The following is a 12909-nucleotide window of genomic DNA, read 5'->3' on the forward strand; positions in this document are numbered from 1 at the left end:
GGCGGATCAGGCCGGTTCGCGGGTCAGGATCAGCGAGGCGTTCTGGCCGCCGAAGCCGAACGAGTTCGACATTACGGCGGTGACGCGCGCCTCGCGGGCCTTGTTGCCGACGACGTCGAACAGGATCGCGGGATCCGGAATGTCGTAGTTGATGGTCGGCGGGATCAGCTGATGCTCGAGTGTGAGCAGCGAGATGATCGCCTCGACCGCGCCGGCCGCCGAGATAGTGTGGCCGACCATCGACTTGTTCGACGAAACCGGGATCTTGCCGGTGTGCTCGCCGAACACGGCGGAGACGCCGACATATTCCATCTTGTCGTTCTCGGGCGTCGCGGTGCCGTGGGCATTGATATGGTCGATCTGCTCCGGCGCCATGCCGGCATCGGCCAGGGCTTTCCGGATACAGCCGATGATCGGCTTGCCGTCGGGCGAGGAGCGGGTGCGGTGGAAGGAGTCGGTCAGTTCGCCGCAACCGGCGACGACGCCGAGAATCTTTGCGCCACGCGCCACGGCGGCGTCGTAGCTCTCCAGCACCAGCGCGCCGGCGCCTTCGGCCATGACGAAACCGTCGCGGTTCTTGGAGAACGGCTTGGAGGCGGCTTGCGGCGGATCGTTCTGCGTCGACAGCGCCGAGAGCAGCGAGAAGCGCACGAGGCCCTCAGGATTGACCGAGCCTTCGGTCGCCGCGCACAGCGCCACGTCGGTCTCGCCGCGCCGGATGGCCTCGACGCCGAGCTGGATCGCGGTGGCGCCGGAGGCGCAGGCGGTCGACAGCGAGATCGGCGAGCCCTTGGTGCCGAACGTATCCGACAGCGAATCCGCCACCGAGCCGAACAGGAAGCGGTGGTGATAGTTGACGAACTTGCCGCCGCCGCAGACCTTCAGGAGGTCGTCATAGGTGAAGTGCGTGCCGCCGACTTCATGCGCGAGCTCGAGCCGCTGCGGCCACTCGATCTCGACCGGCGCGACGGCGAGGAAGAGGGGGCCGGGGAAGTCGCCCTTGGAGCCGATGCCGGCCTGCGCGATCGCTTCCTCCACCGCCATGTGGCCGAGCCGCTCGGAGAGGCCGGTCGACGTGAACGGCGCCACGGGGACAAAGTCCACCGTGCCGGCCATCGTCGTCTTCAACCCGTCGATCGGGAAGCGCGTGATGGTGCGGATGCCGGACTCGCCGGCCACCAGCTTGGTCCAATTGTCGGACTTGCCCGCACCCAGCGAGGTGACGATGCCCATGCCCGTCACGACCACGACGGGACGTCCAAACTTGTCGCGTACACTCATGATGTCCCCCGTCGCGTCGTCAGCCGCGCGCCGCGTTCACTTGACAGCTTCGACCAAGGCCATGCCTTCGCCGCGGTAATGGCCGGCGCCGACCACCACGATCTGGGTCGGAGCCTCCTTCATCTCGCTCTCGACGCCCGAACTATCGCCCGGCGCGAACAGCGCGCCGCGCGAGATCGACAGCGCGGCAAGCGCCAGATCGAGCGCGAAATGCGCCTCCATCGTGTGGCCGAAGCGGGTGCCGCTCGAGCGCACGGCGAAGGCCTTGTGATGATCGAGGAAGGCGCGCTCCTCCGATGTCACGGGCTCCGCGCCGGTCGCGCCGGTGATGATAGCGCCCGGCGCGTCGTGCACGTCGAGCGCCGACCACAGCCGGTCGAGCGTGCCGGTGACGGAGCCGGCTTCCTTGCGGCGGGCACGATCGGCGACCACCTTGCTCAGCCGCGCCAGCGGCTTCGCGCCACGGGCTTCGGCATGCGGCTTGGATTCCAGCACCAGGAAGGCGCCGGCCGAGCCGAGCGCGAAGCCCGGATGCTCCTTGCGCGCCCAGACCGGCTTGAACTCGTTCTTCAGATTGTAGTCGCCGAACTCGTAGAGCACGAGCAGGTCCTTGCGCTCGCCATTATGCGAGCCGCCGACCAGCGCGATGTCGCTCTGGCCGCCGGCGATACGCGCGAGCGCGATCTTGAACGAATCGACGCCCGCGACCTCTTCGCCCATGAACGTGCGCGACGTTCCGCACACGCCGTGCGAGATCGCGATGTTGCCGGCGAGCAGGTTGGAGAGCTGCGCCAGGAACAGGGTCGGGCGCAGATCGCTCATCAGCCGGTCGTTCAGGAAGCCCGGCGTGCAGTTGCCCTCGGCCTCGGCGTTGAGAATCGCGGTGTCGACGGAGATGTCGCGCTCGCCACCGCCGGCGGCGACGATCATGTCCATCCGGGACAGGATGTCCTTGTTGCCCTTGAGGCCGGCGGAATCCAGCGCGAGCCCGGCCGCGTAGGTGCCGATGCGCTGCCACGCCTCCATCTGGCGCTGTTCCTTCTTGGGGATCTGCGCTTCCAGATTCACCTTGGCCCAGGGATGCACGATGTAGGGCGCAAAGCCCTGCTGATCGACATTGATCTGGCCGGCGTTGAGGGCCTCCCAGTTCGCATCGAGGCCCTCGCCGAGCGAGGTCGCAAGGCCGATGCCGGTGATCCAGACTTCGACGGGGGCTGATGTCACGGAACGCGTCTCACTCATCGCTGCAGGATCTGTTGCGGAAAGCCGACGCGTTCGGCGACGGCATCCATGTGTCCGCGCAGCTCCGGATTGGGGAAGGGCACGTGGCTGAACGTGATCGTCGCGTTCGAGCGCAGCTTGCCGCCGACCTTCACGCGCGCTTCGGTGATGGCGTAGCCGGAGCCTTCATGAAGCACGTTGGCCTCGACCGTCAGCACCTCGCCCGGCTGGACGAAGCCACGCATCTTGGCTTCCTTCACGGCGGCGAGGAACGGCATCCGCTCGAACTTCATCAGCGCGAGCAGCAGCCAGCCGGAGGTCTGCGCCATCGACTCGATGAGCAGCACGCCGGGCATGATCGGATAGCCCGGGAAGTGCCCTTCGAAGATCGTGCTCTCGGTCGGAACCTTGGCTTCGACGGTGATGGTCTTCTCGTCCAGTCTGAGGTCGAGAATGCGGTCGATCAGGAGGAAGTATTCGATCTGCATGGCGGGCGCTCAGGCGCCCTTGGCGGCGACCAGCTCGTCGATGCGCGCGCACAGGTTCTTGAGCACGAAGTACTGCTCGGTGCTGGCTTTGCCGTCGTTGACTTCCTGCGTCCACTTCTCGAGCGGCAGCTTGATGCCGAAGGCCTTGTCGATCGCGAAGGCGATGTCGAGGAAATCGAGGCTGTCGATGCCCAGATCGTCGATGGCGTGGCTATCCGGCGTGATCGTGTCGCGCGGGATGTCGCAGGTTTCAGCGATGATCGTGGCGACCTGATCGAATGTTGAGGACATCACTAAGCCTTTGATATTTTGGAGCTAATCCGGAGAAGGGCAACGAGAGGACACCGCCTTGGGGGCGTCTGATGCGAGCCCTTTTACCCCCGTCGCCCAGGAGTCGTGTGCCCGTATATCGGAGCGCCGCGGTGAGTTCAATGGAGCCGGGCACGTGGGTTGTGGCGGGATTGTGATGCCCTGTCAGACAGGCGGCGCGGCCCTCAGGGCGTGTAGGTCTCGGTGATGATGCGGGCGCAGTCGCGCCGTCCGGTCAGCAGGCAGTCCTGGGTCTTGCGGAGATCGGCGATGCTCATGGCGAGCCAGATCCCGATCGCCGTCAGTGCGATGGTGAAGGCGATGGCGGCGATGTTGGCCAGGATGCGGTGGCGGAAATCGTCGGGCTCCTCGCGTGGCCGCTCATAGCGGGAGAGGTCGAGCGACACCGGCTCGGGACGCCGCAGCGGCACGGGGGGATTGCCGCTCGCACTGGCGGTCTCGGTGACCCGCCGCGCCGGACCATTGCGGGGCCGGAACGGCACCACGCAATGCTCTTCCTCCGCTGCCATGGGGCGTTGGGACTTCATGCCTCGACTCCGATGCTCTTTCTTAGCACGCGGGCTCAGCCTCTCACAAAGAAACTTTGCTGCTCTTGAGCTGCATCAGACGAGCACAGCGCCCTGCGGATGTGTCGTCGCCACGGCATTTGGTGTATCGGTGGAACTCACGCGCCGGCGGCGCTGATCTCGCCGCAGATGTCGACGACGTCCATTGGAGCCTCACCATGGCCAATACCCGCGAGCCGCTGCTGCATCCGATCCCGATCCTCTCGCTGCGCCCGACGCAGATGACGGTGGGCATGCGCGAGGTGAAGGAGAAGCGTGAGCGCTGGCGCGAGCACAAGGCCAAGAAGAAGGCCGAGCTGCTCGGCAAGCACATGATCCCGGTGGTGCTCGGACCGGACAAGCGGCACTACGTGGTCGACCATCATCATCTGGCGCGCGCGCTGCACGACGAGGGCGTCAAGGATGTCCTGGTCACCGTCATCGGCGATCTCACGATGGTCGATCCCGACGGCTTCTGGAACGTGATGGACAACAAGCGCTGGGTCTATCCCTACGATGCCAAGGGGGAGCGGCGGCATTTCAAGGACCTGCCGAAGAGCGTCGCGGAATTGAAGGACGATCCGTTCCGCAGCCTCGCCGGCGAGCTGCGCCGCGCCGGCGGCTTTGCCAAGGACACGACGCCGTTCAGCGAGTTCCTGTGGGCGGACTTCCTGCGCCGCAAGGTCAAGCGCAAGCGGGTGGAGACCGATTTCGCCGGCGCGATGGAGCACGCGCTGGCGTTCGCCAAGAGCCATGATGCGGTCTATCTGCCCGGCTGGTGCGGGCCGGCGTCGGACGACTGACCGGCGCCTACTTCGTCTTCGGCAGCCGCCCCATCAGGTAGAACTCGTCATTGGGCCGCATGCCCGTGACATTGGCCATCCGGTTGGAGAGCGCGAAGAAGGCCGCGATCGCGGCGATGTCCCAGATGTCGTCGTCGCTGAAGCCGTGCTCCGCCAGCGGCTTGAAATCGGCGTCGCCGACCGTCTGTGCCTCCAGCGCGACCTTCATCGCGAAGTCGAGCATGGCGCGCTGGCGCGGGGTGATATCCGCCTTGCGGTAGTTGATCGCGATCTGGTCGGCGATCAGGGGATTCTTGGCGCGGATGCGCAGGATGGCGCCATGCGCGATCACGCAATACTGGCACTGGTTGGCGCTCGACGTCGCCACCACGATCATCTCGCGCTCGGCCTTGGTCAGCCCGCCGTCCTTCTCCATCAGCGCGTCGTGATAGGCGAAGAAGGCGCGGAACTCGTCGGGCCGGTGCGCCAGGGTCAGGAACACGTTGGGCACGAAGCCGCTCTTCTCCTGCACCCCGAGCAGGCGGGTGCGGATGTCCTCCGGCAGCGCGTCGATCGCGGGGACGGGGAAGCGGCTGATGGCGGGCTGGGTCATGGGCGATGGGTCCGGCATGGCGTGTGGGGAGCGAACCTTAGTCGATCGGCAAAGGGGCGCAACGGCCCGCCTTCAGTTCAACACCTCCACCGTGGCCGATCGTCCCGCGACCAGCTCGCTGCGCCGCGACGTGTCGTCGAGCGCGATGCGGACGGGGACGCGCTGCGCCAGCCGCACCCAGTTGAAGGTCGGGGTGACATTGGCGAGCAGGCTCGCGCCCTCGGCGCGGTCGCGGTCCTCGATCCCTGCGGCGATGCTTTCGACATGGCCGGTGAGTTGTTGACCCGTGCCCATCAAGCGGATGCGCACGGGCGCACCGACGCGGATCCGCGGCAGCTTGGTCTCCTCGAAATAGCCTTCGACATGCAGCGTATCGGTGTCGACCAGGGCCATGACGCCTTTCCCGGCGCCGACATAGGTGCCGGGGCGCAGATCCATGTTGGTGATGATGCCGTTGACCGGGGCATGCACCTCGCTGCGCTCCACATTGAGCTTCGCCACGGCCTGATCGGCCAGCGCCTGATCGTAGGACGCCTGCGCCTGCTGTTGCGTGGCAAGCACCTGTTCCTGCTTCTGCTGCGAGACCGCCTCGGTGGTCAACGAACGGTAGCGGTCGAGGTCGGCATTGGCCTGATTGAGCGTCGCGAGCCGGCCGGCGACGACGGCATCGGCCTGCTGCAGCGCGAGCTTGAAGCGGGCGCGATCGATCCGGAAAATGACGTCGCCCTGATGCACCGGCTGGTTGTCGCGCACCAGCACCTCGGTGACGAAGCCGGAGACGTCGGGCGCGATCTGGACGATATCGGCGCGCACGCGTCCGTCGCGCGTCCATGGCGCCTTCATGTAATAGCCCCATAGATAGCTGCCGACCAGGATCGCTGCGACAACAGCCGCAGCGGTGACCGCCACGCGGCCGAGCAGAGCAGAAGTGCCTTTCACGACGAGAACTCCGAAACAAGATAGACGATGCCGCCGAGCACGCAGACGAACAGCGCAAAGTCGAATAGCGCGCGATGCCAGACCAGGCGATAGAAGCCGAGCCGGCGCAGCCCCACGCTGAGCAGGGCGACGCAGCCATAGGCCACGACGAGCCACAGCAGCAGCGAGGGCACCAGCACCCCGGCGATGTCGATGTCGTGTCTCATGCGACGAGGCTCCGCAGGTCAGCCTGGCTCGCGTGATAGGCCGTCGCGTCCGGAAACAGTCCGGTGCGGATTCCGACCAGCCCGATCAGCGCATCCTCCTTGGCGGCTGCGGCCGGCTCGGCGAGCGTCTTCAATAGGGCCGTGTCGATCGCGGCGAGCAGGCTGGCGGGCATGACGCCGGCTCCCGCGCCGCGGCTGCGGCAGGCGGCGGCGAGACGATCGAGCATGGTGTCGATGGCGCCCAGCGTCGCTGCCGTCAGTCCATGGCGGGCGCGGCGGAGGTCGATGATGTTGAGGCCGACGCGCAACTGGCTCAGGCTGTCGAGCTCGCGGCGGTCGTCCTCGGGGATCGCGGCGAAGCGTTGCGCCAGCAGTCCCAGCCGGTCGAGCATGAGGCCGATGAAGGCGGCGCGATCATGATGGCCGCGGCGCTCGGCGGTCAGCGCCAGGGTCTCCCAGCTCGTGCGCAGCAGCCGCTGGGCGATCCATTCGGCGCGGACCGAGCGCACCAGGCGGGTGAGCACCACGGCCGCGGCCATGCCGACCATGAAGGCGATCGCCGAATTGGCGTAGCTCTGAAAGTCGGCACTGTAGGTCGATTGCAGCGCCAGCAGCGTCGCGCCGTTGGCGCCGAGCGCCATGCCGATCGGCGTCGTCTGCGGGCGGGCGATCAGCACGCCGAACAGCAGGAACGCCGGCGCGAGTGCCGCGATCAGCAGCTCGACGTCCGAGATCGCCGGGATGATGGCAAACAGGTAGATGGCGTCGATGATGATCGCGACCAGCGACCACGCCGTGAACCTGACGATGCTGGGAGCCGGATCATCCTGCGCGGCAAAGAACGAGCAGGCGACGGCGGCCATCATCGGCGCCGAGGCGCCGTCGGTCCACCCGGTCGCGATCCAGAATGCGCAGCAGACCAGAATGGCGACGACCACGCCTGCGGCCGACCACAGCGCCAGCGCGTGGTCGCGATGCCGGGCGGGCGCGATGCCCTGCTCGGTGCGGAAGGCGAGCGGGACCTGGGATGTGTCCTTGCCGGCGGCAATGGCTGCGTTCAACGCCCGGCAATCATCGGCGATGTCGACCAGCTCGCGCAGCCTGATCAGCAGGCTCGCGGTCATGATCTGGTCCCAGGACGAGTTCGCCTCGAGCGAGGGCCGGAGCGCGTCGATCTCGGCCCGCAGGCGATCGGTCGGCGCGCGGTCGCCGGCGGCTGTGACCCAGCCGGCCAGACGTCGCAGCAGATCGCTCAGCTCCCGCTGGATATGGCCTTCGAGCGCCTCCAGCCGGTCGTGGATCGAGCCCAGCAGCGGCAGCAGCAACTGCATGTGCAGCCGCAGCGATCGCAGGCCTTCGACGGCGTCGTGGTCCGCCTGCCGGTCGAACGCGAGGTGCGTGGCGAGCGTATCGATCTCCAGCGCTTCCGCTGCGAGCCGCAGGCGGTGCGCGCGATCCTCCTCGCTGCCGCCACCGCCGAGCAGCACGTCCCGGCTCAGTCGGCGCGCATCGTCGAGCCAGCGCTCGACCTTGGCGGCGACCACGGGAGCGACGCTGCGCGGAAGCACGATGGTGGAGACCAGCGTCGCACAGACGATGCCGAGCGTGATCTCCTGCGCGCGCGACACCGCGACATCGAAGATGCCCCCGGGATCGGTCACGGCGGGAAAGCCGATCAGCGCCAGCGTGTAGCCGGCCAGCATGAACAGATAGCTGCGCGGCGTGCGGTCGAGCAGCGAGACGTAGAGGCAGGCGCCGGTCCACAGCGCGATGACCAGGCTGAGCAGCTCGGGCGCATTGACGAAGCTCGGGACGATGGCGACGGCTGCCGCGGCGCCGGCGAGCGTCCCGAGCACGCGATAGAGCGCCTTCGATGCGGTGGCGCCGGCCAGCGGCTGCGAGGTGATGTAGACGGTGGCCATGGCCCAATACGGCCGGGGCAGGTCGATCCAGAGCGCGATCAGCAGCGCCAGCACGGCCGCGCCGAACGTCTTGACCGAGAATACGAGGTCGGCGCCGCGCAGCGGAAATTTGTTCATGGTTCGCCTGCGGGACCAGCATCGGGCGGAAGGGCTTCGTGCAGCCGCATCATGCGCTGCTCGATGCGATGCAGAACGTCGTAGGCGGTCGCGAGGTCCTCAGCCGGGATACCTTTCAGGAGATCCTCGCGGACCCGCCGCAGCACGCCCTCGATCTCTGCCGTCTTCGCTGCGCCCTTGGCGGTGAGATGCAGCGTCTTGGCGCGGCGATCGCTGGGATCCTCACGGCGCTCCACCAGCTTCTCCGCCTGCAGCAGGTCGATCAGGCGGACCAGCGACGGGCCTTCGATGCCGACGTCCTCGGCGAGCGCGCCCTGGCGGATGCCCTTGCCATCCCTGGTGCCGTGCCTGGCGAGCGCCCGCAGCGGGTGCGCGGTCGCCTGCGACAGGCCGTGATCCGCCAGCGCCTGATCGGCCTCGCGGCGCCACAGCCGCGCGACGCGGGCAACGAGGAGGCCGATTTCCGCGGCAATATTCGGGGGAACGGAGGGCATGACCAATAGATAGGAATAGAATTGGTAGCTTGCAATCTATTGGCCCGCACGATTCACAGCGCGAGTTCCCAGGCCGGCCGGGAACCCGGCCGCCAGCATGCGATGTCCTGATGTTCGCGGGGATTAACGCAGCGGCTTCTTGAGCAGGGAGAAGCGGTCGGGATCGAGGCCCATCGAGGGCTGCAGCATCGGGGCGTCGAGCGACGTCGCCAGACCGCCGCGCTCGCCGCCGCTGCTCATGCCGCCGTCGCCATTCGCGGCATCCCGGCTCGAGGTCGCGCCGCGCCAGCGCTCCAGCACCGCGCTGACGAAATGCATGTCGTGGCCGGCATTGACCGAGCGCACCGTGGCGATCGTCGCCTCGCTGCGCGGCATCTGATGCGGCGGCACCTCCTTGAAGCGCAGCCGGGTCGGCAGCGCGACGCCTTCGCCGAACGCCAGCACCTCGCGGGTGCCGAGCGAGGGGACGAAGGAGAGCAGGTTGGCGGCGGCGTCCGACACCGCCGAGCGCAACAGCGACTGGTCGCGCTCGTTGGCGAGGCGCATCGTGAACAGCGTGTTGCATTGTGAGATGATGGTGGCGTCGAGCTCGGCCGGGCGCTGGGTGATCAGGCCGAGATAGACGCCGTATTTGCGGCCTTCCTTGGCGATGCGCGAGATTGCCTTGCGGGTCGGCCCGAAGCCGATCGAGCGGTCCGCGGAGGCATAGCGGTGCGCTTCCTCGCAGACGAACAGCAGCGGCGAGACGCCGTCGCTCCACAGGCCGAAATCGAACGCCATGCGGCAGACCACCGAGACGACGGAATCGACCACCTCGGCCGGGAAGCCGGCGAGCTGCATCACCGTCATCGGCCGGCCGTTCGCGGGCAGGCGGAACAGATGGCTGATGACCTCGGCCATGGTGTCGCCGCCGACATTGGCGTTGTCGAACATGAAGGCGTAGCGCGGGTCGTTGCGCACGGTCTCGATGCGCGAGATCAGCTTGTGATAGATGATGCGTGAGGAGCGGTTCTCGAGCTTGCCCATGCGCTCGTCGATCAGGTTGATCAGGTCGACGAGGCGGTAGGGCACCGGCGTATCGACCGTGTAGCCGACCATCTTCGGATCGATGCGCTTCAGGCCGATACGGTCCGTGTTCTGGTACTGGGTGTAGATGCCCTTCGCCAGCGGGATGACCTCGGCGAGAATGTCGAGCTCCTCCGGGACGCCGGGACGGCCGCCGAACAGGACGTCGACGATCTCCTCGAAATTGAACAGCCAGAACGGCAGCTTCAGATTGCGCGGGTTGAGCACCAGCGCCTTCTCGCCGAAGCAGCGGCCATATTCGTTGTGGACGTCGAGCAGGAAGATGCGCAGGTTCGGCCGCGCTTTGAGGATCTCGTTGAGCAGCAGCGACACGCCGGTGGATTTACCGACGCCGGTCGAGCCGAGCACCGCGAAGTGCTTCGACAGCATTTCCTCGACATTGACGCAGGCGCGCACGGACGTGTCCTGCTGCAGCGCGCCGATGTCGATATGATCGCCGGCGGTCGGCGTGTAGATCGTGCGCAGCTCCTGGCTGGTGATCATGTCGACGGCGTCGCCGATGGTCGGATAATGGGTGACGCCGCGCTGGAACTTCGGCTTCTCGGCGGGCCCGAGAATCTCGCCGAGCAGGTCGACGGAGGCCGTCGCGACATACTCGCTGGCCTGAGAAAGGTCCTCGCTGGTGACCTCGGTGATGATGGCGATGATCGTGGCGCTGGGGCAGCGGATGCTGATGAAACGGCCGACTGTCGCGCGGATGTCGGAGACGGTCATCTGCTGTGTCGACAGAATGCCGACGCGGGCCTGGGAGCCTCGCACCGAGATCACGCGTCCGAAGGATGTCACGGTCATGAAACCTGTGGTGAATTGTTGCGCTGACACCTTCGCCGCTCCGACTGGACAATTTGTTAAACGGCTCGTCATGATGAACGCATCGGCGCCCTTCCGTGGCCTCGCAGGATGCTGTCCGGCGCTGCAAGCGCGGTTCCTCAAACGCTCGTAACGCATTGGGACGTAACGCTTTCTGCTGGCTTTGCTAAAGCGTTGCACGAGCCGTTCCAGTTTACGTTCGGTTTACCATTTCGAGGGGCTCCTTCAGCTTTGTGCGCGGACTGATCTTTCGAAGGCGATGACGATCAGCGGGCCGGAGCGCAGGTCGCTCGCCGCGGGCGGGCGCGCGGCGATTTGATCGCGATCAATCTGGAACCGCCGTGTGCCCGGTATAGTCTTCCCGTCAAGCGCGAGGGAGCGGATGCGGCCGAGGTCGCGCTGTGCACCGGCCGCGATGCTGCTGAAGAGCCGATCCTCGCGTGAAGCAGGAGGATGACATCATGGCTGAACCCACCAAGCTGCCTGTCAACACCGAGAAAGCGAATGCGCCATCATTGCAGGGATGGCGGCCGTTCGAGAACCTGCGCCGCGAGATCGATCGCGTGTTCGAGGACTTCCACGGCGGAGTCTGGCGCACCCCGGCGCTGTTCGACCAATTGCCGGGTCTTGCGCGCGCGAGATCGTTTGCCGTGGCGCCGGCGGTCGACGTCGCCGAGCACGACAACGCCTATGAGCTCACGGCCGAGCTGCCCGGACTCGACGAGAAGAATGTCGAGGTGAAGGTCGCCAGCGGCGTGCTGTCGATCAAGGGCGAGAAGCAGGAGGACAAGGAGGAGACAAAGAAGGACTATTACGTCCGCGAGCGCAGCTACGGCGCGTTCGAGCGCTCCTTCCAGATCCCGGACGGGGTCGACACCGACAAGATCGAGGCGGTGTTCAAGCAGGGCGTGCTCAAGGTGACCCTGCCGAAGAAGCCCGAGGTGCAGAAGGCCGCCAAGACCATCGACATCAAGGCGGCGTGAGCCGCGCAGCCGCGCGGGCTGTCCCATGATCATGGGACAGCCGATTGGTTTGGACGCTGAGGAGGGCCGCGCTTGCGGCCCTTTTTTTCGGCTGGCTGGAGGGGTAATCTGCCGCTCAAGCAAACGGCCGGCGATATCAGGCCGGGGAACGACCGGAAGGAGACGAGGGATGGGCAAGCTCGCGCTGGCGGCGAAGATCACACATGTGCCGTCGATGTATCTCAGCGAGCTCGATGGCCCGGCCAAGGGCAAGCGGCAGTCGGCGATCGACGGCCATCTCGAGATCGGCCGGCGCTGCCGCGAGGCCGGAGTCGACACCATCGTCGTGTTCGACACCCATTGGCTGGTCAATGCGGGCTATCACATCAATTGCGCGCCGCACTTCCAGGGGCTCTACACCTCGAACGAGCTGCCGCATTTCATCGCCAACATGACCTATGAATATGACGGCAATCCGGAGCTCGGCCACATCCTGGCCGACGGCGCCAATGCGCACGGGATTGCGACCATGGCGCATGATGCGACCTCGCTGGCGCTGGAATACGGCACGCTGGTGCCGATGCGGTACATGAACCCCGATCGCCACTTCAAGGTGGTGTCGGTGTCAGCGCTGTGCACATCGCATTATCTCGCCGACAGCGCCAAGCTCGGCTGGGCGTTCCGCCGCGCCGTCGAGGATCATTATGACGGCACGGTCGCGTTCTTCGCATCGGGCTCCCTCAGCCACCGCTTCGCGCAGAACGGCACCGCCGACGACTATCGCGACAAGATGTTCAGCCCGTTCCTGGAGCGGCTCGACCACGAGGTGATCCAGATGTGGGAGCAGGGCGAGTGGCCGGATTTCTGCGACATGCTGCCGGAATATGCCAGCAAGGGCCATGGTGAGGGCTTCATGCACGACACCGCCATGCTGCTCGGCGCGCTCGGCTGGAACCATTACGACCGCGGCGTCGAGGTGGTGACGCCGTTCTTCCCGTCGTCGGGGACGGGCCAGATCAACGCGGTGTTCCCGGTCTCGCCGATGCCGCAGGCGCTCGAGGATGTCGGCCGCCCGCGCGCTGCGGCGCTTGCCGGCGGGCGGCTCTGACCGCG

Annotated in this window: 14 protein-coding genes; 3 read left to right on the plus strand and 11 right to left on the minus strand. The window is 66.6% G+C overall.

Annotation, left to right across the window (positions count from 1 at the left end; genetic code table 11):
- Positions 1-6 precede the first annotated feature (6 nt).
- The 5 genes from NLR35_RS04855 to NLR35_RS04875 all read right to left on the minus strand — a co-directional run bounded on the left by NLR35_RS04855 (position 7) and on the right by NLR35_RS04875 (position 3847).
- Positions 7-1281: a beta-ketoacyl-ACP synthase gene (locus NLR35_RS04855; RefSeq protein WP_008962796.1), complete on the minus strand. Its 1275-nt coding sequence runs from the start codon at positions 1279-1281 to the stop codon at positions 7-9.
- Between the two features lie 36 nt (positions 1282-1317).
- Positions 1318-2523 (minus strand): beta-ketoacyl-ACP synthase, encoded by a 1206-nt coding sequence (locus NLR35_RS04860; RefSeq protein ID WP_257165421.1) that lies wholly within the window; start codon positions 2521-2523, stop codon positions 1318-1320.
- Complete coding sequence (locus NLR35_RS04865; RefSeq protein ID WP_257165422.1) at positions 2520-2990, minus strand: 3-hydroxyacyl-ACP dehydratase FabZ family protein; 471 nt, start codon at positions 2988-2990, stop codon at positions 2520-2522. The genes NLR35_RS04860 and NLR35_RS04865 overlap by 4 nt, the downstream gene beginning before the upstream one ends.
- Positions 2991-2999: 9 nt before the next feature.
- Positions 3000-3281: an acyl carrier protein gene (locus NLR35_RS04870; RefSeq protein WP_006609130.1), complete on the minus strand. Its 282-nt coding sequence runs from the start codon at positions 3279-3281 to the stop codon at positions 3000-3002.
- A 203-nt stretch (positions 3282-3484) separates the two neighbouring features.
- Positions 3485-3847 carry a hypothetical protein gene (locus NLR35_RS04875; protein WP_257165423.1) on the minus strand — a complete coding sequence of 121 codons (363 nt, stop codon included), beginning with the start codon at positions 3845-3847 and terminating at the stop codon, positions 3485-3487.
- A gap of 197 nt (positions 3848-4044) precedes the next feature.
- On the opposite strand from NLR35_RS04875, the gene NLR35_RS04880 reads away from it, so the two are divergent.
- A complete protein-coding gene (locus NLR35_RS04880; RefSeq protein ID WP_257165424.1) occupies positions 4045-4668 on the plus strand; it encodes a ParB-like protein in 624 nt (207 codons plus the stop codon).
- A 7-nt stretch (positions 4669-4675) separates the two neighbouring features.
- Here NLR35_RS04880 and NLR35_RS04885 read toward each other — a convergent pair whose 3' ends face one another.
- The 6 genes from NLR35_RS04885 to NLR35_RS04910 all read right to left on the minus strand — a co-directional run bounded on the left by NLR35_RS04885 (position 4676) and on the right by NLR35_RS04910 (position 10816).
- A complete protein-coding gene (locus NLR35_RS04885) occupies positions 4676-5260 on the minus strand; it encodes a peroxidase-related enzyme (protein WP_257165425.1) in 585 nt (194 codons plus the stop codon).
- Positions 5261-5332: 72 nt separating this feature from the next.
- Positions 5333-6199 carry an HlyD family secretion protein gene (locus tag NLR35_RS04890; RefSeq protein WP_257165426.1) on the minus strand — a complete coding sequence of 289 codons (867 nt, stop codon included), beginning with the start codon at positions 6197-6199 and terminating at the stop codon, positions 5333-5335.
- Positions 6196-6405 carry a DUF1656 domain-containing protein gene (locus NLR35_RS04895; protein WP_257165427.1) on the minus strand — a complete coding sequence of 70 codons (210 nt, stop codon included), beginning with the start codon at positions 6403-6405 and terminating at the stop codon, positions 6196-6198. Before NLR35_RS04895 ends, NLR35_RS04890 begins: the two co-directional genes overlap by 4 nt.
- The gene (locus NLR35_RS04900) at positions 6402-8444 is read right to left on the minus strand and encodes an FUSC family protein (protein WP_257165428.1); all 2043 of its coding nucleotides are present in this window, start codon (positions 8442-8444) and stop codon (positions 6402-6404) included. The genes NLR35_RS04895 and NLR35_RS04900 overlap by 4 nt, the downstream gene beginning before the upstream one ends.
- Complete coding sequence (locus tag NLR35_RS04905; protein WP_257165429.1) at positions 8441-8938, minus strand: MarR family winged helix-turn-helix transcriptional regulator; 498 nt, start codon at positions 8936-8938, stop codon at positions 8441-8443. Before NLR35_RS04905 ends, NLR35_RS04900 begins: the two co-directional genes overlap by 4 nt.
- A gap of 123 nt (positions 8939-9061) precedes the next feature.
- Entirely contained in the window at positions 9062-10816 is a 1755-nt protein-coding gene (locus tag NLR35_RS04910) for an ATP-binding protein (RefSeq protein ID WP_257165430.1), read from the minus strand.
- 479 nt (positions 10817-11295) lie between these two features.
- On the opposite strand from NLR35_RS04910, the gene NLR35_RS04915 reads away from it, so the two are divergent.
- Positions 11296-11817 (plus strand): Hsp20/alpha crystallin family protein, encoded by a 522-nt coding sequence (locus NLR35_RS04915; RefSeq protein ID WP_257165431.1) that lies wholly within the window; start codon positions 11296-11298, stop codon positions 11815-11817.
- Between the two features lie 169 nt (positions 11818-11986).
- Positions 11987-12904 (plus strand): 3,4-dihydroxyphenylacetate 2,3-dioxygenase, encoded by a 918-nt coding sequence (hpaD, locus tag NLR35_RS04920; RefSeq protein ID WP_257165432.1) that lies wholly within the window; start codon positions 11987-11989, stop codon positions 12902-12904.
- Positions 12905-12909: the final 5 nt, after the last annotated feature.

Origin of the sequence: Bradyrhizobium sp. SRS-191 (assembly GCF_024586915.1) — a bacterium.
Lineage (GTDB): Bacteria > Pseudomonadota > Alphaproteobacteria > Rhizobiales > Xanthobacteraceae > Bradyrhizobium.